Annotated in this window: 15 protein-coding genes; 10 read left to right on the plus strand and 5 right to left on the minus strand. The window is 42.6% G+C overall.

Annotated elements, in window-relative coordinates; all coding sequences use genetic code 11:
- Nucleotides 1-565: 565 nt before the first annotated feature.
- From Q3W13_RS18260 to Q3W13_RS18270, 3 genes are all read left to right on the plus strand, one after another.
- Entirely contained in the window at nt 566-1,375 is an 810-nt protein-coding gene (locus Q3W13_RS18260) for an SDR family oxidoreductase (RefSeq protein WP_302866223.1), read from the plus strand.
- A 292-nt stretch (nt 1,376-1,667) separates the two neighbouring features.
- A complete protein-coding gene (locus Q3W13_RS18265; RefSeq protein WP_302866225.1) occupies nt 1,668-2,144 on the plus strand; it encodes a hypothetical protein in 477 nt (158 codons plus the stop codon).
- Between the two features lie 280 nt (nt 2,145-2,424).
- Nucleotides 2,425-4,617, plus strand: coding sequence for a bifunctional alpha,alpha-trehalose-phosphate synthase (UDP-forming)/trehalose-phosphatase (locus Q3W13_RS18270; protein ID WP_302866226.1), 2,193 nt, complete (start codon nt 2,425-2,427; stop codon nt 4,615-4,617).
- Between the two features lie 33 nt (nt 4,618-4,650).
- On the opposite strand, the gene Q3W13_RS18275 is transcribed toward Q3W13_RS18270, so the two are convergent.
- From Q3W13_RS18275 to Q3W13_RS18295, 5 genes are all read right to left on the minus strand, one after another.
- On the minus strand, nt 4,651-5,169 hold the full coding sequence (locus Q3W13_RS18275; RefSeq protein ID WP_302866228.1) for a DUF4251 domain-containing protein: 519 nt from the start codon (nt 5,167-5,169) through the stop codon (nt 4,651-4,653).
- Nucleotides 5,170-5,344: 175 nt separating this feature from the next.
- Complete coding sequence (htpG, locus tag Q3W13_RS18280) at nt 5,345-7,228, minus strand: molecular chaperone HtpG (protein ID WP_302866230.1); 1,884 nt, start codon at nt 7,226-7,228, stop codon at nt 5,345-5,347.
- A gap of 122 nt (nt 7,229-7,350) precedes the next feature.
- Nucleotides 7,351-7,887, minus strand: a complete 537-nt coding sequence (locus tag Q3W13_RS18285; RefSeq protein ID WP_302866232.1) for an NADPH-dependent FMN reductase — start codon at nt 7,885-7,887, stop codon at nt 7,351-7,353.
- A 138-nt stretch (nt 7,888-8,025) separates the two neighbouring features.
- Nucleotides 8,026-9,381 carry a PAS domain-containing sensor histidine kinase gene (locus Q3W13_RS18290; RefSeq protein ID WP_302866234.1) on the minus strand — a complete coding sequence of 452 codons (1,356 nt, stop codon included), beginning with the start codon at nt 9,379-9,381 and terminating at the stop codon, nt 8,026-8,028.
- A complete protein-coding gene (locus tag Q3W13_RS18295) occupies nt 9,371-10,726 on the minus strand; it encodes a sigma-54 dependent transcriptional regulator (RefSeq protein ID WP_302866235.1) in 1,356 nt (451 codons plus the stop codon). Before Q3W13_RS18295 ends, Q3W13_RS18290 begins: the two co-directional genes overlap by 11 nt.
- A gap of 448 nt (nt 10,727-11,174) precedes the next feature.
- On the opposite strand from Q3W13_RS18295, the gene Q3W13_RS18300 reads away from it, so the two are divergent.
- The 7 genes from Q3W13_RS18300 (at nt 11,175) to Q3W13_RS18330 (ending at nt 25,874) form a co-directional block, all read left to right on the plus strand.
- A complete protein-coding gene (locus Q3W13_RS18300; protein WP_302866236.1) occupies nt 11,175-12,428 on the plus strand; it encodes an efflux RND transporter periplasmic adaptor subunit in 1,254 nt (417 codons plus the stop codon).
- A 183-nt stretch (nt 12,429-12,611) separates the two neighbouring features.
- Nucleotides 12,612-13,289 (plus strand): ABC transporter ATP-binding protein, encoded by a 678-nt coding sequence (locus Q3W13_RS18305; protein WP_302866413.1) that lies wholly within the window; start codon nt 12,612-12,614, stop codon nt 13,287-13,289.
- Nucleotides 13,290-13,537: 248 nt separating this feature from the next.
- Nucleotides 13,538-15,967 (plus strand): ABC transporter permease, encoded by a 2,430-nt coding sequence (locus Q3W13_RS18310; RefSeq protein WP_302866238.1) that lies wholly within the window; start codon nt 13,538-13,540, stop codon nt 15,965-15,967.
- A 96-nt stretch (nt 15,968-16,063) separates the two neighbouring features.
- Nucleotides 16,064-18,454 carry an ABC transporter permease gene (locus Q3W13_RS18315; protein ID WP_302866239.1) on the plus strand — a complete coding sequence of 797 codons (2,391 nt, stop codon included), beginning with the start codon at nt 16,064-16,066 and terminating at the stop codon, nt 18,452-18,454.
- Between the two features lie 50 nt (nt 18,455-18,504).
- A complete protein-coding gene (locus Q3W13_RS18320; protein ID WP_302866242.1) occupies nt 18,505-20,913 on the plus strand; it encodes an ABC transporter permease in 2,409 nt (802 codons plus the stop codon).
- Between the two features lie 105 nt (nt 20,914-21,018).
- The gene (locus Q3W13_RS18325) at nt 21,019-23,370 is read left to right on the plus strand and encodes an ABC transporter permease (RefSeq protein WP_302866244.1); all 2,352 of its coding nucleotides are present in this window, start codon (nt 21,019-21,021) and stop codon (nt 23,368-23,370) included.
- 107 nt (nt 23,371-23,477) lie between these two features.
- Entirely contained in the window at nt 23,478-25,874 is a 2,397-nt protein-coding gene (locus Q3W13_RS18330) for an ABC transporter permease (protein WP_302866245.1), read from the plus strand.
- Nucleotides 25,875-25,905: the final 31 nt, after the last annotated feature.

Here is a 25,905-nt window from a genome sequence, read left to right on the forward strand (position 1 = left end):
TACAGGACTAAGATAAACTGTAAATCTAACACAGGATTATTCATTAAAAAGTGTAAACTTTTTTCAGGACGGCACACCGTTTCTGCATGGAACACCCCGAACATTATGAAACATTCTAATTATCAATTAATTACATTTTTTCTTGATTGTAATGGGCTGGTAACCAGTGAAATCGATTTTTAGCTGATAAGACTACAAGACCGGCAAAGGTGTCAACAGGGGTTGACAGGGTTGACAGCATTTCTAATGATTTCCCTGTAAGTGAATGATTTTCATTGTATTAAATAAATAGGGGGTTACAGGTGTAAACCCTTAAAACGTCTAACGCGTTCCGTTTTTCTGCGGAACACCACGAATACTACGGAACATCCTCATTACCAGTTATTTTGATTTGAGGCGTTTATAAGCTATTGGTAAATCAAAAGCAGACACGACAGGTTAAACATAGACTGAAATAAACCAGTTATAAACGCATTGCAAAATATTCGTTTGCGTTTTAAATAACCTTTTTCAAAACTTTTATCCTTCCGGAATCTTAACTCTATATAATTGAATATATAAATTTATGGATTTACTCCGCTCATTAAACGGACAAATTGCCCTGGTAACCGGGGCTGATAGTGGTATAGGGAAAGGTGTTGCAATTGCGATGGCGCATGCCGGTGCTAAAGTCGTTATAAATCATGTGGACGCTCACGAAGTTGCACAGCAAACAGTAGACGAAATTAAGGCAAACGGCGACGAAGCCTATGCCATACATGCCGACGTAAGTAATGAAGAAGATGTCCAGGCTATGTTTGCTGAAACTTATGCGCGTTATGGAACGGTTGATATCTTGGTGAATAATGCGGGCCTTCAAAGAGATTCAAAGTTTGTTGATATGACCCTTGAGCAATGGAACACCGTCATCAATATAAATTTAACCGGTCAGTTTTTGTGTTCACGCGAGGCAACAAAAGAATTTATTAGAAGGGGAGTTGTTGAAGGCCGTAGTAAGGCCGCGGGCAAAATACTCTGCATGAGCAGCGTTCACCAGGTGATACCCTGGGCGGGGCATGTAAACTATGCGGCCAGCAAAGGCGGTATCGATATGCTGATGAAAAGCATGGCGCAAGAGCTGGCGCCACACAAAATAAGGGTGGCAGGTATATGCCCCGGCGCCATACAAACGCCTATTAATAAGCCGGCGTGGGATACGCCGGAGGCCTTGAGCAAGTTATTAACGCTTATACCTTACAGCCGAATCGGCGAACCGGAAGACATTGCAAAACTGGCTGTTTGGCTGGCATCTGACGAAGCTGATTATATTACTGGTACCTCTGTATTTATAGACGGAGGGATGACGTTATACCCAGGCTTCGCTGACAATGGCTAGTTATCTTTCGGACTTGCAAATTACTTAAACCGGGTAAATCTGCTAATTTATTGGCTTTAGTCAACGCGAATGACTTTCCCCTGACACAAAATGCACGTTAACAAATTGTTAAAGCATTTTTTCAGGTAATCTTTCTTTGACATATTGTAAAAAATACACTAAGTAATTTGAAATTTTCTAAATTAAATATGTTTAATTGACATTATATATGAAATAATCACAAAAGTGCTATTTAGTGTATCAAAATTTTAATTTATGGCTATTTTTGTTGCGGATTTAAAATTAAAATAACATGAAAAGGATATTCTTAACATTCGCAACCGCTGCTTTATTAAGCGTGAACGTATTTGCTGCCGATGGTGGTAAAAAAGCTGATGAAAATGTGGCTTCTTATTCTGCAAGACAGGCTTTTACTTCCGATTTTGCCGAAGCTACCGACGCAGTTTGGACTATTACAAAAAATTGTCAGAAAGTTGATTTCGTAATCGACGGGGCTAAGAAAACTGCCTTCTATACTTTGGCCGGCGACTTCCTGGGTACAACTCAAACTACTGTTTACAAAGCCATTCCTGCAAAATCACAAAAATTAATTGCTGAAAGCTACAAAGGTTACACCCCTGGCGAAGTAATTGTTTACCAGGCAAATGAAGCTTTAAACAGCGATATTGAGCCAACTTCTTACTTCGTTGACTTAAAAAACGAAAAGCACGAGGTTTTGGTAAGGGTTACCGGTTCAGGAAGCATAGAGTTTTTTAAACAGGTAAAATAATTTATCTCCTTAATTGTTTAGGCTTAAGCCACCCGGATTCCGGGTGGCTTTTTTCTTGCTAACTTTTTTACTTTCAGTAGTTAATATTGACATTACTGACTTTTTCAACAGTCCGTTGCTTCTCGTTTTTATCCATAAAAAAGCACCGTGGTTGATAAAAATGCACTTTTTTAAAAACAAGTTAGTTAAATAAACCTTATATATTAGTCCGGATTCGCGGGCAGGGATACCTACATACCTACGCAATCCTTTTTTTCTAAAAACTAGTGTATTTAATTCTATGTCAAAAACTATTATCGTTTCAAACAGGCTGCCAGTAAAAATCTCAAAAACAGGCGACGAGTATACGTCGGCAACAAGCGAGGGAGGGCTGGCGACAGGTTTAGGATCGATCTATAAACAAGGTGACAATAAATGGATAGGATGGCCCGGCCTGGAGATCACCGAAGAGGCTGACCAGAAAACAATAACAAAGCAACTGGCTGAATTAAGTCTGGTGCCGGTATTTCTTGACCAGGAGGAAATTAACCAATATTACGAGGGCTTTAGCAACGAAATATTGTGGCCGGTGTTTCATTATTATACCTCTACCTATGCAGTTTACAGACAATCAAACTGGGAATATTACAATGCTGTAAATGAAAAGTTCAGGGATGCCGTACTGGCAATTGCGGAACCTGGCGATATCATCTGGATACATGATTACCAGCTTATGCTGCTGCCCGAGCTGGTCAGAAAGAAAATGCCGGAAGTATCCATCGGCTTTTTCCTGCATATCCCTTTTCCGTCGCACGAGATGTTTAGGCTTATTCCCTGGCGTAAGGAGTTGCTGGAAGGCATGCTTGGGGCTGATTTAATAGGTTTCCACACTTTTGACGATGTACGTCATTTCCTGGGCGCTGCAACACGTATTTTGCCTGTAAGCTCATCTGCAAATGTTATCACCTGCGGAGACAGGTCTGTAGTGGTTGAATCATTCCCAATGGGCATCGATTATAATAAGTACTCATCATTACCGCTTGAGCCGGAAGTAAAGGAACAGGCCGCGCAAATAAAAGATGCATTTAAAGATACCAAGCTTATCCTGTCAATCGACAGGCTTGATTACAGCAAAGGTATATTACAGCGCCTGCAGGCGTTTGAGCAGCTGCTGCAATTGCATCCAGAATATTGCGGTAAAATAACACTGTATATGATCGTGGTGCCTTCGCGCGACACAGTGCCACAATATGCACACCTCCGTGATGAGATTGATAAAAGGGTGGGCAATATTAATGCCCTGTACCGCAATATGGAATGGGCGCCTATTCATTATTATTACCGTTCTTTTCCAATTGAGACACTTTCGGCGTTGTATTCCTCGGCGGATGTGTGTTTGGTGACGCCGATGCGCGACGGGATGAACCTGGTGAGTAAAGAGTACGCAGCCAGCCGGACCGGTAACGACGGCGTACTTATTTTAAGCGAAATGGCCGGAGCCTCGAAAGAACTGATCGAATCCATTATTGTTAACCCCAATAATACCAATGAAGTTTGTGAAGCTATTTTAAAGGCGATAAAAATGCCTGCGGCAGAGCAGAAGAGGCGGATGCAGGCCATGCGGCAGCTTATCAGTAAATTCAATATAAGCCACTGGGTGAAAATATTTATGGACAGGCTGAAAGAAGTTAAACAAATGCAACGGTCGATGCAAACAAGGCATGTAAGCTTCGGTACCGAGCAGTCCATAGTTAACCGCTATAACAAAACAAAAAAACGCATCATATTTTTAGATTACGATGGTACGCTGGTAAGTTTTAAATCGAACATAAACCAGGCTGCGCCCGACAAACACTTGTATGCTATCATTGATAAATTAACAGATGACCCGGCTAACGACGTAGTATTAATAAGCGGCCGGAAGCACGAAAACCTTAACGACTGGTTTAGCGATAAAAAAATCTACCTGATCGCGGAACACGGCGCATGGTTTAAGCAGCAAAATACCTCCTGGCATAAAATATCCGGCCTGACTGACAGCTGGAAAAACGACATTTACCCGATATTGGAAACTTATGTAGACCGTACGCCGGGTTCGTTTATCGAGGAAAAAACCTACTCTCTGGTCTGGCATTACCGTAAGGCCGATGGCGGTTTGGGTGAATTAAGGGCTAATGAGCTGATGAATAATCTGAAATATCTGGCCAGCGACAAAGGCCTGCAACTGCTGCCGGGGGATAAGGTGCTGGAAGTAAAGAATATGGAGATTAATAAAGGCAAAGCGGCGTTAATGCTGGTTGAAAAGAAAGATTACGACTTTATTATTGCCCTTGGTGATGACTATACGGATGAAGACATATTTAAAGCCCTGCCTGACTCGGCTGTTACCATAAAGGTGGGGGGAAATTTGTCAGCTGCAAAATTCTACCTTCGCAACCCGCTTGAAGTGCGGAAATTATTATCCAGTTTTGTTGAAGAGGTGCCGGTGCAGTAACCTGCACCTCTTTTGATAGTATTCCGGATCAGGCTATTTCCTGGGCTTCCGCTCAACGATAATGCCATTATACGAGATCGGATCCCGGTTATTGCTAACTACCTGTAATGAAGCATACCCTGTAGAACCGATGTTAAGCCTTATGTAACGAACATCCTTTGCTCCGCGGTCATTATGTTCATTAGGGGTAATAACAATGTTATAACTGCCTTTTTTATCCACGGTGGACTTATAACTGAAACTTGTGGACGTAAATTTAACGCCGCCATCCGTAGGGTCGACAGGCGGAAGAGTTACCCGGCCATAATAAGGCAGGTACGCCGATACCGTATCTTTAGATACCGTTAAATCATAGCCATAGGTTAACGATTTGGAGTTGCCCGTCATAGGGATAACATAGTTAGCCTCAAAAACATAATTTTGCGACTGCAGCAGGGATTTGATTTTTTCAGCTTTCGCCGCCTCTCGTTCCTTCTTCCCCTGGGCCGATACTGCCTGTGTGCAAAATAGTATCACCACAGATACCATCAGCAATTTTGTTAAATTTTTCATTTTTAATTCCCAATACAATTAAGTAATTATATATAAGATGCAATTGCTTGCTTAATTCCATAACTAATAAGGTCGGCTAATTATTCAACTAATATACAGCTTAAAGGTTTAATAAATGCAAAAAAGCTGCCCGTTAAAGGCAGCTTTTTTGCATATCAGGATGTTCCGGTTTCGATTATATCAGGTTAACACTGCGGTTAACAAATTCCGTTAACTCTGCACCGGTTAATAAGCCTTGGGACAACAGGGCCAGGTCAAAAGCTTGTTTTGACAAAGCAGCCTGTGTTTCTTCGTTTTCTTCGCCCAGTATACGGCTGATAAGTTTGTGGTTGCCATTTACAATCACTTTATAATTATCCGGCATGTTGCCATAGAAGCCCATGCCGCCACCCATGGCAGCCATCTCCTTCATACGGCGCATAAACTCGTCCATCGTAATGGTAACCGGCAGCTCATCGGGGCTTAAGCTTTCCAACTCAACCTTGTATGCAGGCTTATTGATAGCTTTGTTAAAAATATCCTTTACTTTGGTAATTTGTTCCTCAGTAAGCACAGTCTCCGGCGCATCTTCTTTTTTAATCAGTTTATCGGCAACATCAGCGTCCACACGTTTAAACGATGTTTTTTCAAGCTTATGCTCAATGTGGCCAATAAAGTGATTATCGATAGGGGAATTCATTAACAGCACATCGTAGCCTTTTTTACCTGCCGACTGAATAAATGAATCCTGTTTCGCCGGGTCGTTGGTGTAAATGTAAACCAGCTGGCCGTCTTTATCGGTTTGTTCGGGAGCAATCTTGTCTTTGTATTCGTTAAGGGTAAAGTTTTCGTTTTTGGTATTGGTAAGCAAAACAAAATCCTTGGCTTTTTCATAGAACTTTTCTTCACTGATGATACCGTATTTCACGAACAGGCCGATATCGCTCCACTTTTCCTCATAAGATTTGCGGTCGGCTTTAAAAAGATCTGCCAATTTATCGGCTACTTTTTTAGTAATATAGGTGTTTATTTTTTTAACGTTACTGTCTGCCTGCAGGAAGCTCCGCGATACATTAAGCGGGATATCCGGCGAATCGATAACGCCGTGCAGCAGCATTAAAAATTCAGGTACGATGTCCTTAACCTCATCGGTAATGAACACCTGCCGGCTAAATAATTTGATTTTGTTTCTTTGTACCTCAAAATCGTTTTTCAGCTTCGGAAAATACAGTACCCCTGTGAGGTTGAACGGATAATCGACATTCAGGTGTATCCAGAACAGCGGATCTTCCGAGAATGGGTAGAGTTGCTTGTAGAAGTCAAGGTAATCCTCGTCCTTAAGTTCGTTTGGCGATTTTGTCCAGATAGGGTTGGTTTCGTTGATGATGTTGTCAACTTCAATAGTTTTATATTTAGGTTCACCTTTTTCATCAACGCCGTCGTCTTCAGTTTCAGTTTTGGTGCCGAATTTGATAGGTACTGGCAGGAACTTACAGTATTTATCGAGGATCTGCTGCAATTTATATTTGTCAAGGAATTCTTCCGAATCTTTATTGATGTGCAACGTTATTTCTGTTCCGCGCTCCTGTAAGCTCCCTTCACTCAGTTCAAATTCGGTGCTGCCGTCGCATGTCCAATGTGCAGGTTCCGCGCCTTCCTGGTACGATAGCGATTCTATTTCAACCTTATCAGCTACCATAAATGCCGAATAGAAGCCTAAACCAAAGCGTCCGATGATCTCGTTGGCGTCTTTGGCTTCTTTATATTTTTCCATAAACTCGGTAGCGCCAGAAAACGCTATCTGGTTAATGTACTTTTTAATCTCTTCGCCGGTCATACCCAGGCCGCGGTCGGAGATGGTGATGGTTTTCGCTTCTTTATCAAAAGCAACTTCAACGCGCAGTTCGCCAAGTTCGCCATTATATTGGCCCAGGGACGACAGTCGTTTAATTTTTTGTGTAGCATCAACTGCATTTGATACCAGCTCCCTTAAAAAAATTTCATGGTCAGAGTAAAGAAATTTTTTGATGATGGGGAAGATGTTTTCGGTATGGATCGAAATTGTGCCTTTTTCCTGCATAATTTTTTTATTTAATTTAAAGATTAATGTTTTAGTGATAACATGCCATATCAAGGGTTGTTCCAAATTGCTTTTGGTTGACAAATTGGCAGGGTTAGGCTGATTGATTTTGAATTATAAGTTCAGATGGAATTTAGCAGATTATTGAATACAGTTTTGATTTTTTCTTCTGTATCCGCATCTGTAATATTTCCCGCGGCGTCCATTTTTGAACGAATGTATGAAATTAACAGTGTCGTATCGTCAGACAAATTTGCATCAATCGCGCCAAGGACTTTAAGCAGGGCGGTGTGCGCATTTTCTCCGCCGGTTGAGGCAGTAATTAAAGCCGTTGGCTTACCCGAGAATGAGCCGCTCGACACCGTCCAGTCCAATGCATTTTTGAGCTGACCGGGGATGCCGAACGCATATTCGGGGGTACAGATAATTATTCCGTTAGCTTCGGCTATAAGATCCCGGAATTTTGTTACTGACTCTGGTGGAGTATCATTATCATTTCCAGGGTCGAATGGTGGTATTGTTGCCAACTCGTCGTAGATGGCGAAATTTACACTTGCCGGGGACAGTTTGCTTAAAAAGTTTAGTATATTATGATTTGATGAGCCGGAGCGAAGGCTTCCTGGGATGGCGAAGATTTGTTTTTTGACTGAAGACTGCATAAGTAGAATTGATATACAATACCACACTTTAACCTATTTGCTAATCGTTCAGCTATTAAATATGATGAAATGCTGACGATCTTACTCACTTACTCAGCAAAATCCTGTAATCCCTAAATCCTGCGAACGTTAATCAGACTACCCGCCCGGCGGACTAAACTGTAAAATAAAGGTAGCACCCATTCCCGGCGATGATTGTACCTGTATATTGCCCTTATGCAGCAGCATAATTTGTTTGCAAAGACTAAGGCCTATGCCGCTGCCGGTTTTGCGGGTACTAAAAAATGGTATGAAAATCTTATCGAGCAATTCGGGCGGCATTCCCATACCGTTGTCCGAAACTTTTACTAATGTGCGGTTATTGGTTACCTCCGCAGAGAGGGTTAAGCGTGGTTCTTCAACTTCTTTTACCGCTTCGATTGCGTTTACTACCAGGTTAATTAACACCTGCTCAATCAGGTTAAGGTCGGCTTCTATCGCTAACGTCGGGTCACGCAGGATAATTTCCAGGTCTATTTTTTTCTTTTCCATCGTTGGCCGCATCAGTTGGCTCAACGATTCGAAAAGGTTGCGTACCAGTATCTTGGTTAAATCAAGCTTGGTGATCTTGTTAAGATTACGGTAGCTTTCGGTAAACTTCAGCAAACCCTCGCTGCGGCGCTTGATGGTATCAATACCAAGTTCCAGGTCCTCCATTTCCCCGCCAACCTTGCTGTTTTTGATCTCGGGGCTTTGCAGCCGGTTTTTTAGTGTGTCTGCCAATGACGATATGGGCGCTACTGAGTTCATTATCTCGTGCGTCATTACGTTCAGCAGCTTTTGCCAGGCTTTTGATTCGGTTTCATCTAATGCCTCACTTACGTTCTGGAAAGCAATCAGCTTATAAATTTTTTCTTCGCTGCGCATAACACTGGCAGTAACCAAAATTTTAACCAGCTGCTGGTTGCGGGTTATCGTTAATATTTTAGTGTCGCCGGGTTTCAGCCGGATCACTTCATGATACAGCGTTTCTTCGCGCTTGTCTAAAGAATGGATGGTTTTTAAATAGGGGATACCTATCAGTCTTTTAAAGGCCTCATTTATCCAGCCTATTTCGCCGCTTTCCTGCTCATAAGATATGATGCCGGTATCCACCAGTTCCAGTATTTTTTGCAGGTAATGGTATTGTGTTTCACGTTCCCGGCTGATGAGTTTGAAGGTGGTATTGATTTCGTTAAAGCCCTTTCGCAGCGGCTTTAACTCATTCGGCGCTTTGCGCACATCAAAATGGCGCGAGAAATCGCGGTAATGTATCGATTCGACAAACTGGCTTACCTCGTCCTGGGCTTTCTTCTGAAAGCGGATAAGGTCGATGACTTCGTAAATGCAAAGCGGAATAGTAATTACCGCAAACATTTTTTGGTCGCCTAATAAAATTATAGATGTAGCAGTAGTTGTCGCAAATAGTATAATCACCCGCAGCACCAGCCGCCATTCGTAACGCTTAAATATCATATTTGCTCAATCTGCGGTATAAGGCCGTACGTGTTAAACCCAGTTCTTTTGCAGCGCGGGTAATATTGCCGTTATGCTTATCTATCACACGCAAAATGGCGTTTTTTTCAAGCGTGCTAAGCGGTACATTATCGTCATCCTCAACCACCTCCCCAGGCGTTTCCAATATCGAAAATAAAAGGTCGTCAGCCCTTAGTACAGGGTCATCTGCCATAATAACGGCACGTTCAATGGTGTATTGCAGCTCACGGACATTGCCCGGATAGTTATAGGATTTTAACTTCTGAAGGGCGGCAGCATCAAAATCGATGGCTGGTTTCAAATATTTGCCTGCATAAAGCCTGGCAAAATGCTTCGCCAATATCACAATGTCCTCGTTTCGCTTGCGCAGCGGCGGCATGTTGATTTCGACCGTGTTGATACGATAGATCAAGTCTTTACGAAAACGGCCTTCATTAGCCAGTTCTGACAGTGGCACGTTTGTAGCGCAAATCAGCCTGATATCCACATCTACAGGTTTATTGGTGCCCAAACGCGTAACTTGCCGGTTTTGCAGCACAGTTAATAGCTTGGCCTGTTGCTGTAATGATATGTTTCCGATTTCGTCAAGGAACAATGTGCCGCCGTGCGCCTCTTCAAAACGTCCGGCGCGGTCTTCACGGGCATCGGTAAAAGCACCCTTTTTGTGACCGAAAAGCTCGCTTTCAAAAAGAGTGTCGGTCAATGCCCCTACGTCGACCTTAACGAATGGTTTATCAGCACGAAGTGAGCGCTCATGAATAGCCTTTGCCATCAGATCTTTTCCGGTCCCGTTTTCGCCCAAAAGCAGAATGTTTGCATCGGTAGGAGCGATTTTGTTGACCTTGTGAAAGATATCTTCCATAACTTCGGATTCTCCAAGTATCGAAGTATCGCTACCTGAACTCTTGGACGATGACTTTGCCGGTTTTACGCCTTCTTTCTTATCCAGCAGGTCTTTTATGGTATCTATCAGCTTCTCGTTATGCCATGGCTTAACAATGAAATCGTTCGCACCTTCTTTTAAGGAGCGCACCGCCAGGTCAATATCTCCATAGGCGGTAATCATTATTACGCAAACAGCGGGCTTCCATTCTTTTATCTTACGTAACCAATAGATGCCCTCGTTACCGGTATTGATAGCGCTATTAAAGTTCATGTCGAGCAAAACTAGGTCAACCTGGTTGCGCTGCAGCAGCCAGTTCAGGTTCTCCGGGTTCTTTTCAGTTATAATTTCCTGTGCTTCTGTCTTAAGCAAAAGTTTAACAGCGGTAAGTACGTCCGGGTCGTCATCAACAATTAATACGGTAGCTTTTTTTAGTATCATTTATTTAAGTTCATGGGGGATAGCTCGTGGTTCGTAACCTGAAAACTACCTTGTATTATGTAAATATCAATAATAACACATTTTTATTGCCCATTCGGCAAAAGTTTGTAAAACAAGCGAATGATTTCAATAACTCAAAAACGGGAAATTAAGCGTTTGATTGCCCGCTGATGCCAACTATCAATTTTTATGCTAAATAGCCAAAAATTACTCATATTTATAGCAAAACGTTCACAATGAACCGTCAACTATATACTGTGAATGCTTTGAGGGGACAATTACGTTAATGCCCCTGCTGCGTATTGTATCATAACCGTACACTTGCTGTAACAGAAGCGTACGCCTTAAACTGCTATTTAAGCTTTAATTTATTGATAAACAGGTAATTAATTTGTGGCATATTCTTTTGTAACTACTAACCAAAATCAAAATATAAATAATTTAAACTGTGGACAGAGTAATTGAAAAAAAGAAATGGAATACCAAACGGATAATGACAATTGCCGGCATAACCGGCATTGTGTTGCTAATTGCCGGGAGTATTTATTTTACATCGGGCAAAAGCAAGCTTGATGTTGATACGGAACGTATAACTATAAGCGAAATTAAAAAAGGACCTTTTGAAGAATTTATACCTGTTAACGGCGTGGTAATGCCGCTTACTACTATTTACCTGGATGCATCTGACGGGGGCCGCGTAGAAGAAAAGTATGTTGAGGACGGCGCCATGCTAAAAAAGGGCGATCCTATTCTTAAATTGTCAAATACCGACCTTGAATTGCAATTGGCTAATGAGGAAACTGCTGTATATGCTCAGCAGATTCAGATGCAAATTTCGCACACACAGATACAACAGGCAACGATTTCAAAATTGAATAATATGGCCGACGTAGACGTTGCATTTAAAGAGGCAAAAAGAGTTTATGACGTAGATAAAGACCTGTATGCCAAGAAAGCTATAGGTTCGCAGGAAATGCAGACTGCCACCAATCAGTATTATTACCAGCTGAACCGCAAAAAACTTGCAACCCAAATCTTATCACAAGATACTGTTTCGGTTAAACAGCAGGAGAGCCAAACCAAAGAACAATTGTCGCAAATGAGAAATACATTAGCGTTGCTGAGGCAGAAAGTTGACCTTCTGACCCTGCGTTCGCCGGTTGATGGCCAATTAACCAACTTCGATGCTGAAATAGGGCAAAACAAAAATAAGGGTGAGCACTTAGGGCAGCTCGATGTTCTGTCAGGCTTTAAGGTACGGTGCGGAGTTGAGGAGCACTATTTGTCGCGGGTATTCACCGGTTTAAAAGGTTGGTTTGAGTTTGCCGGCAAAACGTATCATCTGGTAATAAAGAAGGTTTTCCCAAGCATTTTGAATGCACAGTTCCAGGTTGATATGGCCTTTGTTGGCGAGGTGCCAAAAGGTATAAGGAAAGGACAAACCCTGCAGGTGCACTTGTCACTAAGCGACGAAACAACTGCGTTATTGTTACCAAAAGGCGGATTCTTCCAGCAAACCGGGGGTAACTGGATATTTAAAGTGAGCGACGATGGCAAGAAGGCATACAAGGTTGACATCCAGGTAAACCGCCAGAGCCCTGACTACTTCGAGCTTACTTCAGGTTTAAAAGAAGGCGACAAAGTAATTACTTCGAGCTATGAAACATACGGCGACATACAAGAGCTGGTGCTAAAGAAGTGACGGTAGTTAATCGGCAGTAAAAGACAAAAATTAGATCATAATTTTTTTTGCAACTATTTATCAATCACCGGCGTCTTATACACTAAAGATTGAAATCAACCACTAACAAAAATAAAGGCAACTAATTAATTTACATAAAAACAAAATTAAACTTATATGAGCAAGAACGAAGAAGGTAGCGTAATGATAAAGATCACCGATATGGAGAAATTTTATCGCACCGAAGAAGTAGAAACGATCGCGCTGAACAAGCTGTCGATTCACGTAAAAACCGGTGAGTTTGTGGCTATAATGGGCCCGTCTGGCTGCGGCAAATCAACTTTACTGAATATTTTGGGTATGCTTGACGATCCGGATGAAGGCAGCTATATCTTTAACGGTATTGAGGTAGCTCACTTTACAGAGCGCAAAAGAGCCGACTTACGCAAGCACAACATCGGCTTCGTATTCCAGAGCTTTAACCTTATCGACGAGCTGACTGTATTTGAAAACGTTGAGCTTCCATTGATCTATACCGGTGTTCCGTCCTCGGAGCGCGTAAAAAGGGTAGAGGAAGTGCTTGATAAAATGCAGATCATGCACCGTCGTAACCACTATCCGCAGCAATTATCAGGTGGTCAGCAACAGCGTGTGGCTATCGCCCGTGCAGTTGTTAACAAACCAAAGCTGATACTTGCGGATGAGCCCACCGGTAACCTGGATTCAACCAATGGTAATGATGTTATGGAATTGCTGACAGATCTGAATGAACAGGGTACAACCATTGTGATGGTAACGCACTCTGAGCATGACGCCCGTTACAGTCACCGCATCATCCGTTTACTTGACGGACAAGCCGTGGTTGAAAACATAATGATATAACAAAGCCGGCTTCCGGCCAATGGTTTATAACCAGCCGTTTAAAGGCAAAGTCCGAGTTACTCATTATACGATAAACCGTAAAAGTTGAGCGGGAAGCTACCCAAAAGAAAGTTTATATAAGTTAATAAAGTGCCTCTGCTACCCCCTCCCCAAAGGAGGGGTAGCCTGAGTGTTGGGTTTACTATAGCTTTTGTTTTCCGGTTAAGTTATTATGCGTCAGACGAACATCGTATATAAATCAAGAACAGATGATAGTAAACTATTTAAAAACTGCATACCGGAGCCTTTTAAAAAACAAGAGCTTCACAGCATTGAATATTGCAGGCTTATCATTAGGCTTGATAAGCTGCTTGCTTATCGTATTTTATGTTGTTGACGAGCTGAGCTATGACCGGTATAACACCAAAGCTAATCGTATATACCGGGTAAATGAAGACCTTAAGCTTGGCGAAAACAACGTGCTGTACGCTGTGGCTATGCCGCCCCTTGCAAAAACATTAAAAGCTGAATTCCCTTATGTTGAAAATACCGTCCGGATTAAAAACGCCGGATCACTGCATGTAAAGCTGAATAACAGCAGCATACTGGAAAATGGTTTTGCCTTTGCCGACCCCTCGCTATTTGATGTGTTTACACTGCCCGTGATAAATGGCAACCCTAAAATTGCACTGGCTGAGCCCAATAGCGTTGTTATCACTGAAAGTACCGCGCAAAAATATTTTAAAAGCACCAATGTACTCGGCAAATTTATCCCGGTTGATGGCAATACGCTGCTGAAAATAACCGGTGTAATAAAAGATATTCCAAAACAATCGCACTTTAAATTCGACTTCTTTATATCCATGTCGTCGTTTAAAGACAGCGAATCCAACGAGTGGCTTAGAAGCGATTACAATACCTATGTATTATTTAAAAATGCCGCCGATCATAAAAAATTAGAAGCCGCACTCCCCGCGTTCCTTAAAAAATTCAGCGGGGATGACATGCGGAACCAACTGCACCAAACCATGTCCGAATTTGAAAAAGGCGGCAGCTTTTTCCGGCTAAACCTAACACCGCTTACAGATATTCATCTAAAATCAAACCGGACGGGTGAACTTGGGCCAAACAGTACCATACAATACATATATATATTCTCGGCAATAGCGCTGTTTATTCTGTTGATAGCATGCGTTAATTTCATGAATCTCTCCACAGCCAGGTCTGCAAACCGGGCGCGCGAGGTTGGCGTGCGAAAAGTTTTGGGATCCGCTAAGAAGCACCTTATTGCCCAATTTTTAGTCGAATCTATACTGGTTACGTTTGCTGCTACAATTATTGCCGTTGTACTTGCCGCTTTGTTGCTCCCCGCCTTTAATCAATTGTCTGGTAAGGATCTGGTTATTACCAATCAAACATTGATCTGGCTTATTCCCACATTATTGTGCATTGTTTTCGTTATAGGAGCATTGGCGGGTTCCTACCCGGCATTTTATTTGTCAGCATTTCAGCCTATACAAGTACTAAAAGGCAGACTGGCGGTTGGCTTTAAAGGCAGCAAACTGCGCAGTTTTCTGGTGGTGCTGCAGTTCTCAATTTCCATTTTCCTGATAATTGGCACGCTGGTAATTTACAATCAGCTTCATTATATACAAAACCGCGATCTGGGCTACAACCGCAACCAGATACTAATTGTAAATAATACATTCGAGCTTGGTGACCAGGCTCATATATTTAAAAACGAAGTAAAACAATTGCCCGGTGTTGCTGATGCTACCATGACGGGCTTTTTGCCAACCTCAGGCTGGAAAAATACAGCTGTCTTTTTTAAAGATGCAGTATTCGATCAAAAAAAGGCACTCTTTCCGCAGGTTTGGGAAATCGACGAAGATTATGTCAAAACCCTTGGCATGAAAATGGCGGCCGGCCGGAGTTTTTCGCACGAGATGCTTACCGATTCTTCCGGGGTTATTATTAACCAGGCGGCTGCCAGGTTTCTGGGGCTTACACACCCGCTTAACCAAACGCTTTACCGTTCAAATGGCGGCGACCAGACTGTTGCCAACTCCAAAAAATATCACATCATAGGTGTAGTTAAAGATTTTAATTTCAGTTCCTTACGCGATGTTATAAGTCCGATGGTATTGGTGCTTGGAAATAATAATAATTCGTTAAGCATTAAAGTAAGTACGGTTAACCTGCCATCTTTAATGAGGCAGATAACCGACAAATGGAAAAGCCTTTCCCCCGGCGTGCAAATGAATTTTTCGTTTATGGACCAAGATTTTGAAGCGAGTTACCGCACAGAACAGCGCGTGGGTACTATATTTATATTATTTACTTCATTGGCCATCGTAATAGCATGTTTAGGCTTATTTGGCCTGGCTGCTTATGCCGCAGAGCAGCGTACTAAAGAAATAGGTATTCGTAAGATACTGGGAGCCAGCGTTAGCGCGATAACCGGCATGTTATCGTATGATTTTATCAAGTTGGTATTGATAGCCATTTTAATAGCGCTTCCTGCAGGATGGTATAGCATGACCAAGTGGCTCCAAAGCTTTGCCTACCGCGAGAATATTCACTGGTGGGTGCCGCTTCTGGCCGGTTTTGCAGCTGTATTTATTGCCTTGATCACTGTAAGTTATCAATCCGTAAAAGCTGCTTTGTCAAATCCTGTCAATAGTTTACGGGCTGAATAGAAAGGCGGAGATACAGACAAGAATTCACAACGCGGAGGTACAAATTAATTACAAGCTTCGCCTGGCATATTATCAACCGTTTAATCCGAATAAAAAATGATACGGAACTATATTAAAACAGCTTTCAGGAATCTTTGGCGGCACAAGGCTTTCTCCGTTATAAACATCACCGGGCTTAGCGTTGCACTCGGTTCCTGTATGCTTATCCTGCTTTATACCATGGATGAAGTAAGCTACGATAGGTTTAACTTAAATAAAGATAAAATATATCGTTTAGTGAGCACTTCAACCGGCCCGACCGGCGAGGTTAGCAAAACCGCAAGTACAGGCATGATGCCGGGCCCAGCCTTTAAACAGCAAATTCCGGAAATCGAAAATTTTGTAAGGTTGCAGGAAAATAGTTTTATAGTAAAACGTGGCAATGATGTCTTTAACCAGGATGCCTTGTATGCTGATGAAAGCTTCTTTTCCATATTTTCATTCCCTACACTTCGCGGAGATCCGAAGACAGCATTGAAGGATATTCATTCTGTAGTGCTTTCTGAAGAAGTTGCTGAAAAGTATTTCGGAAAACAGGATGCAGTAGGCCGGGTGCTTGATTTGAAAGTGAATGATGCTTTTCAGCCTTTCACTGTTTCTGCGGTGGTGAAGCAATCTCCTCAAAATTCGTCGGTAAAGATAAAAATGCTGGTGCCAATGAAGTTTGCGCAATCGCAGTTTAACGATACCCAATGGTTCAACTTTTTTTTAAATACATTTTTTACAGTTAAGCCGGGCAGCAATTTGAAGGCGGTGGAGGCAAAGATAAACAGCGTGTTTAATAGGGATGCAGCCGCTCAGCAGAAAGAAATGGCGCAGAAGTACGGCTTTAAGGACAAAGTAAAATTCAGCCTTCAGCCGCTTCTGCAAATGCATACCAGTACCGATTATCCGTCAGATAACGGGTTAAAGGATGCCAGTAATCCTGTTTACTCTTATATTTTAACAGGTATAGCCGTATTTATTTTGCTGATAGCCTGTATTAACTTTATAAATCTCACCGTTGCCCGCTCTTTAAAAAGAGCCAAAGAAATAGGCATAAGAAAAGTTGTAGGCGGCATGCGCGGTCAACTGGTTATGCAGTTTTTAGGCGAATCATTTATCCTAAGTTTTATCGCTTTTTTATTGGCGATACTCCTGGTGCAGCTGGCATTGCCGGTATTCAATGATTTGGCTAACAAAGCACTTGCTTTTTCGTATCTGTTAAGTCCAAAATTGGTGATCGGCTACATAGCCATCTTCTTGCTTACCGGATTACTGGCGGGTTTTTATCCGGCGCTGGTGCTTTCAGGGTTTAACCCGGTGCAAACCTTATATAACAGACAGTATTTTGCGGGGAAAAACTACTTGTCAAAAGGACTGGTTGTATTGCAGTTTACGTTGGCTACTTTTTTTATAATCTCAACAATCACCATTTATTCGCAGTTCAATTACCTAATGCATTTTGATTTGGGTTATGATGCAAAAAATGTGGTATCGGTAAATGCTGCCGGTGCCGCCGACGAGCAAAAGCTTGAATTGTTTAAAACGGAACTGCTAAAGAATACCGGCATTAAAAGTGTTACTGCCGACCAGGGCGGAAGATGGGGTACTATCGCCCATATTAATAATGGGCAGCAAACTAATTTTGATATTAAGCATATCGACGAAGAATATCTTTCATTATTTAAGATTCCAATTGTAAAAGGCAGGAACTTTTCGAAAGACATGGTGAGCGACAGCAGCAATTCAGTGCTGGTAAACGAAACTTTTGCCAAACAGGCTGGTTGGAGAAACCCGATAGGACAGGTGGTTGATTTCTTTTATAGCAATAAAAAATACAACGTAATCGGTGTGGTAAAGGACTATCATTTTGCATCATTATCAGAAAAAATTGGTCCCGAACTTTTCTCAATGAATCCTAAGTACCCCTACGGTAATATCTACATAAAAATCAGTGCAAAAAACAGTGCTGAAGCGCTCAATTATATTGAGAAAGAGTTTAGGCAAATATTCCCTTTCAAGCCGTACCAGCATACATTTATTGAAGCACAGAATGCCGAAAATTATGACAAGGAGGCCAAGTGGAAACAAATTGTAACCTTTAGCGCACTACTGACCATTTTTATATCATGTATAGGACTGTTCGGACTTGCTGCTTTGTCTGCCGAGCGGCGTAAAAAAGAAATCGGTATCCGAAAGGTGCTCGGCGCGTCTGTTGAAGGCATCGTTAGAAAGTTGTCAACCGATTTTTTAAAGCTGGTGATCATTTCTTCTGTGGTAGCTATTCCCGCGGCATGGTGGGCAATGCATAAATGGCTCGAGAACTATCCATACCGCATAAAAATAAACAGCTGGATATTTTTGCTTGCCGCGGCTTTGGTCATGCTTATTGCGCTTGTTACTGTCAGCTTTCAATCAATTCGGGCTGCATTAAGAAACCCGGTGAATAGTCTAAGAAGTGAGTAGGCGCGCTGTAGCAGTTATGTTTTCGGCTATGAACTATTAACGAAGATATTATGATAAGGAACTACATCAAAACCGCTTACCGTTCTCTGTTGAAGAACAGGGGCTTTACAATGTTGAATGTACTGGGCCTTTCGGTTGGGCTGGCTACCTGTTTGCTGATTGTGTTATACGTGGTTGATGAATTGAGCTACGACCGTTATAATGTCAATGCCGGCAGAATTTACAGGCTTACTGTTCATGCCAAGCTAAACGGCAACGCAGGCGTTTATGCTACATCAGAGGGGCCGTTGCTGCCATTTATTGATGGGAAATTTCCGGATATTGAAAAGTCGGCCAGGGTAGTTGATGCAGGTGGGTTATTCTATTCGCCATCAAAATTCTACTTTAAAAAAGGCGCTGAAAGTATATTGGAGCGGAGCGTGGTTTATACCGAGACATCGTTTTTTAGCATGTTTACTCTGCCGATGATCAAGGGCAACGCTACTACGGCCCTAGATGAGCCGTTCTCCGCAGTAATAACTGAATCGGCCGCCAAAAAATATTTTAATAAAGTTGATGTAGTGGGCGAGACGCTGGTTATGAATGATACCAGCAATTACAAGATCACAGGGGTAATAAAGGATGTGCCACAGCAGTCGCATTTTAACTATGATTTTTTCCTGTCGTTTAATACGCTACCTGAAAGCAAGGTTAAGGGCTGGGGATATATGGGCGTGCATAACTACATAATGCTGAGACCTAATGCTAACATTGCCAGGCTCGAAAAGCAAATATCTGCTATTGAGCTGGAGCATTCCTTTAATCCGTCAGCATTTAAAACAGGGGATAATTATGTATTTATGAAGCTGAAGCCACTTCGCGATATTCATTTACATGACGAAGAAACTCAATACAGCCTTTCAAAGAACGGTAATATCCAGTATGTGTACATCTTTTCGGTTATTGCCATTGTCATACTGCTGATAGCCTGCATCAATTTTATGAATCTCTCCACTGCGCGTTCATCAAACCGTGCAAAAGAGGTAGGAGTGAGGAAAGTGTTGGGGTCGGCCCGTGGCAACCTGATCTGGCAGTTTTTAACAGAATCTACACTTGTAACATTCGCATCAACCATTATAGCCATTGTACTAGCATGGCTGTTACTTCCATTTTTTAACCAGGTGGCTGACAAGCAAATTACGGTGAATATTGATTCTATAACCTGGCTGGCGCCGTCTTTACTGGTAGCCGTGATCGTCATTGGTTTCCTGGCCGGGTCATACCCAGCATTGTTCCTGTCAGGCTTCAAACCCATAGACGTGCTCAAGAGCAAATTGTCTATCGGTTTTAAGGGCGGCTTTTTGCGCAGCTTTTTGGTAGTATTTCAATTTTCGATATCCGTTTTTCTAATCGTTGGTACACTGGTTATTTATAATCAACTTAACTACATCCGTAATAAGGATTTAGGTTTCAATCGCAGCCAGGTGCTTACCATCAAAAATACTTCGGCGCTTGGTAAAAATGCCAAAGTATTTGCGCAGGAGCTTAAACAGCTGCCTGGTGTGGTTAACGCTACAGTATCAGGCTATACGCCAACAGGCGATGAGCGGTTAAAAACCGGCCTTTTTCCCGGCAAACCATTTGATATTAAACAGGATATCCTGAGCGAATTCTGGCCGGTTGACGAAAATTATATCTCCACCATGGGCATAAAACTAGTCTCGGGCCGCAACTTCTCAAAAGATATGGCGACAGATACGGGTGCAATCATTGTGAACGAGGCTTTCGTGAAAAAATTTGGCCAGCGTGATCCGTTGAACAAAATGGTATACCGTTTTAGTGTTGGCGAACAGGATTTTCACATTATTGGCGTGATGAAAGACTTCAATTTCGAATCGCTGAAAGGTAATATTACGCCGGTGGTGCTTTCATACACCCCTGATTATGGGGCCGTAAGTGCGCGGATCCACACTTCTAACCTACCGGCGTTAATGTTGCAGATAGAAAATAGATGGAAGGTTGTATCGCCAAACCAGCAATTTACCTACGCTTTTATGGATGAGGAGTTTGATGCAACTTACCGTTCCGAGCAGCGCGTGGGCACGTTATTTATTGCATTTACTTCGCTGGCAATTACCATTGCCTGTTTAGGTTTATTGGGCCTGGCGGCTTACGCGGCAGAGCGGCGCTATAAAGAAATTGGCATACGTAAGGTGTTAGGTGCTAATGTCTCCACCATAGTAAAAATGCTTTCGATGGATTTTATAAAGCTGGTATTGTTATCCATATTAATAGCAACGCCATTAGCTTGGTGGGTTATGCACAAATGGTTGGAAGGTTTTGCTTACCGCACCAGTATTCAATGGTATTTGATTGCATTAGCCGGCGGCGGTGCCGTTATGATAGCGTTTGTAACTATCAGTTTTCAATCAATAAAAGCGGCCTTGAGTAACCCGATTGAGAGTTTGAGGAGCGAATAAATTAGAAGTAGCAGTTGTGGATACAGTTAACTGCCACTGCTACTGACAACTGCCACTTTTTTTCTTCGGTTATAAGCTATGAATAATTAACCATAAACCAAAAAAATGTTAAAAAGCTACATTACCATCGCATTCAGAAGCTTAAGGCGTAACCTGAGCTATGCCTTTCTGAATATCTTCGGGCTTACGCTTGGGATAGCGGCATGCCTGGTTATTTTCCTGGTAGTGCGTAATGAGCTGAATTACGATAACTATGCCAAAGCCGGTCGTATTTACCGCGTTACGCTGAATGCTATCGATTTTAACTCGAATGTTTCGATGGCTATTGCGCCTAAATTACGGAACGATTTCCCTGAATTGAATGTTACGCAGGTAATGTACAACGCCGAGGTAATGGTAAAGGTTAACAATAACCGTTTTCGTGACAAAGACTTCTCGTTCGTAGACGAACATTTTCCAGAGATATTTGACCTTGGCTGGATAGCGGGCGATCCTAAAACAGCGCTGAGCGAGCCAAATTCTATTGTGCTGAACCAAACACTGGCTCATAAATATTTTGGCGATAAAAATCCTATGGGCCAATTTATTAATGTAGAGAACCAGATAAATGCAAAGGTTACCGGTATCATAAAAGATCAGCCCGGCAATCGCAGCGTTCCGATCCAGATGCTGGCCTCACTTGAGACCATTAAGGACCAGATAAAAGATAATTACACTAACTTTTGGAACATTGGCGGCGGCTTCTTTACTTTCTTCGAACTGCCTGCTAATTCCGCCATCAAAAATATACAGGCTAGAATACCAGTTTTTCTCAAAAAAAACTGGTCGATAGAAAAGGACGTAAGGCTACCCCTGCAGCCAATCAGGGATATCCATTTCGACCAAAAATACATCAACAACGTTGTTACTCCGGTTTCTAAAAATACCTACTATGCTTTGTTTGGAGTTGCGCTGCTAATTATTATCACAGCCTGCATCAACTTTATTAATCTTGCTACGGCCCAGGCCATCAAACGCTCAAAAGAGGTTGGCGTGCGTAAGGTGCTTGGTGCACTACGCTCGCAATTGGTAAAGCAATTTATGGGCGAAACCACTGTAATGGTATTGCTGGCATTAGTGCTTGGCGTTGCCCTTGCTGCGTTATTTCTTACCAAAGCGCACAGTTGGATGAATTTAACGGTCGATGCAAGCCAGTTACAGCAACCGGTAGTGATATTCTGGATAACAGGGCTTACCGTTGCCGTTATTTTACTGGCCGGGCTTTATCCATCCTTTGTTTTGTCAGCATTTCAGCCGGTGGCATCGCTAAAAGGCGGCAATGCGCAAGCCCCGCGCAGATTTTCATTGCGCAAAGGTTTGGTGGTGTCGCAGTTTGCTATATCCCAAATTTTGATAGTTGGCACGCTGGTAGTAGCCAGCCAAATGGATTATTTTGAAAACCAGGATTTAGGGTTCAACAAAGATGCAGTAATATCTATCTATGTGCCTAACCAGGCGAAGACCGAAGTATTAAGGGAACAGTTGCTGAGCAACCCCGGCGTAAAGCAGGTGAGTTTTTCAACAGGGGCACCATCATACGCTAATAATGCAGCAGGTTTTTCCGCGCCGGCATACGGGGTAACCAAAGACGATGTGACCAACCTAATTTTCGCTGACGAAAATTACATCGATATGTTCGGCCTCAAAATGCTGGCAGGTGAAAAATTGAGAAAAATACCTGCAACAGATACCAGCCAGAATTTCGTGGTGAATGAAACGCTCATTCATAAAATGGGAATAACTGATCCGCACAAAGCTGTCGGCGCCCATTTTATACTGGGTGGCCGGAACGCAAACATTATAGGCGTCGTGCAGGATTTCCAGGAAGAATCGAAGCATAAGCTTCGCCGGCCGGTGATACTGATGTATCATGCGGAGTATTTTTTCAGGGCCAGCATTAAGCTGCAACCAACTAACATGAACCGTGCAATTGAAAGTATCGGAAAATCATGGTCGGCTTTATTTCCCGACAACCTGTACCAATATGAATTCCTTGATGAGCATATAGCTTCCTTTTATGAACAGGAGCAAAAAGTTTATACAGCCTTCCAGTTGTTTTCCGGCATAGCCATACTTATCGGCTGCCTGGGGCTATATGGCCTGATTGCATTTGCAGCAGCACAGCGTACAAAAGAGGTTGGTATTCGCAAGGTGCTTGGCGCATCGGTATGGAGCGCCGTAGGTTTATTTTCGAAGGAATTTATTGCGCTTATCGGCGTGGCATTTTTTATTGCCGCTCCGGTAGCCTACTATGCTATGAACAGTTGGTTACAGAACTATGCATACCATATCAGTATCGGTCCACTCATTTTTGTGCTGGCGGTGCTGGCATCGGGTGTTATAGCAGCTGTTACTATAATACACCAGGCCCTTAGGGCAGCATTGGTAAACCCTGTAAAAAGTTTAAGAAGTGAATAGCATCTGTTGGCAATGACAGTCATAAATATGTCCCCGGTGACTGCTACTTAACAGTGCTGCTGATTTCGTCCGGCTATAAACCATAAACTATTAATTATGAATTGATTATGATATTTAACTACATTAAAATCGCCTGGCGTAACCTGGTTAAACAGCGTCTGTTTAGCCTTATCAACATCACAGGGCTTGCCATTGGATTAGCCGTTTGTATGATGATAATGATGTACGTAGCCCATGAGAACAGCTACGACCGTTTTCATACGAATGCCGATAGGATTTTTAGTCCGCGGGCCGCTTTCAAAATCGGCGCCAGTACCATGAATCTTGCTCATACCAGTTTTGATGCGGCTGCAATTATTAAAGAACGGCAGCCTGTTGTTAAAGATTTTGTGCGTACCATGGCGTACTTTAAACCTGTAATAGTCAGTAATCCGGAGCGGCCTGAAACAAAATATTCAGAAAGCAAGCTGCTATTTGCCGACAATAACTTCTTCAATTTCTTTTCATTTAAGCTAGTATCAGGAAATGCCTCGAACGTGCTGGCGCATCCGTTCAACGTTGTCCTATCGCAGGAGATGGCTAGAAAGTATTTTGGCAACGAAAACCCGGTAGGTAAAACCATTACCCTAAAAACAGACAGCGCCTTTACTTACCAGATCACCGGCGTGGCTGAAAATACTCCATCAAATTCTTCAATCGAATTCAGCTTTGTTACGTCAAACCAGAGCCTTCTGCAAATGAAAGAGGCTGCGCTATATACAGGCGCCAAAGGCCAGATCAGCTTCGGAAATTTTGACAACTATATTTTGTTAAACAAAGCTTCAGACACCACATCACTCAGCCGAAGCCTTGACTTGATGGCAAAAAAAGATAAGACATTCGACGGTGTGCACTACACTTTTGTTTCGATGCCGGATATGCACCTTAAGAGTAACTTCGGAGATTCATCGAACACAAAATATTTAAAAATATTTCCGTTGGTTGCAATATTGGTGCTGATTCTGGCTTTGGTGAATTACATGAGCCTTTCAACCGCGAGGGCAACTTTACGGGCTAAGGAAGTGGGCGTAAGAAAGGTGGCCGGAGCAAGCAGAAAGACCATAGCTACACAGTTTTATGTGGAGTCGGCGATGTTTGCAATAATTTCTTTCGTGTTAGGGTACGTTTTATGCTACGGCTTTAAATCGTGGTTCCTGAATATTTTGCAGCTAAAGATTGATGATACTTTTTTATACAGCCCAACGGTGTTAATTTTATTGTTCGCGCTGTTGCTGTTAACTATTTTGATTGCAGGTAGTTATCCTTCATTGGTACTATCAGCCTTTAAACCGGTAACTACGCTGAAAGGAAAAATGAGCAAGAGCTCCGGCGGCGTTGCCGTACGTAAAGTTTTTACCACTTTACAGTTCAGCATATCAGTGGGCCTTATAGTGTGTGGTATAGTGATAGATCGGCAGCTTTATTATTTTCGCCATGTTGACACAGGAATTAACCGCGATAATGTTGTGATGATTCCTGTACACAATACGTTCGGCAGCAATTACCTGGCTTTTAAACAAGACATCAAATCTTTAAGTGGTATCGAAAGCGCTGCCACCACACATTACGAAATGTTTAAAGGCTTCGATATGAATTCGTTCAACGGCAAAACCAAAGAGGAAAATATTATGCTGGTTTCTCTGTTAGGTGACGATCAGTACATTAAAACACTGGGTTTGAAGTGGAGATACGCTCCTGTTGCCGGTGAAAAGCTGGCTGGCATGGACAGGATCGTAATTAATGAAGCTGCTATAGAAAAGCTTCACCTGCCTGCAAACCCTATAGGCTCCTATGTGAAATCGGGACCTCAACAATATAAAGTAACCGGCGTGTTGAAGAACTTTAACTACAGCTCATTACAGTCGGAGATAGCTCCATTGGTGTTAAATGTTGTGCCTGATAACATGCTGTTTTCCCCGCGTGACGGCTGTACGCTGCTTGCCCGTATAAAACCCCATACCAATATACCAACCTTGCTCAGCAAGATGGAGGCTATCTACAAAAAATACGATAAAGACACTCCGTTTGATTATACGTTTGCAGACGATGCCTTTAACCAGCAGTACAAAGCAGAAGACAGGCTGGCTTCGATATTCAGCGTGTTTACTTACATCACCATCATGTTGGCTACGCTTGGTTTATTCGGACTGGCTGCATTCACCATTGAGCAGCGCACCAAGGAAATTGGTATCCGTAAGGTGTTAGGTGCAAGCCTGGCATCAATCAATACCCTATTATCCCGCGATTTTTTGGCATTGGTGCTATTATCGATTTTAATTGCGTCGCCGGTAGCCTGGTGGGCCATGCATAAATGGCTGGAAGGATTTGCCTACAGGATAACTATTTCGTGGTGGATGTTTGCTGCAGCAGGCATAGTAGCGGTAGCTACTGCAATTATAACCGTAAGCTACCATGCGATAAAGGCAGCGGTAGCAAACCCTGTTGATAGTTTGCGGGCAGAATAGGCTAACATGGAGTAGCGATAAATTGCAGATT

The sequence above is a fragment of the Mucilaginibacter sp. L3T2-6 genome (assembly GCF_030519355.1).
In the GTDB taxonomy this organism is placed as follows: Bacteria; Bacteroidota; Bacteroidia; order Sphingobacteriales; family Sphingobacteriaceae; genus Mucilaginibacter.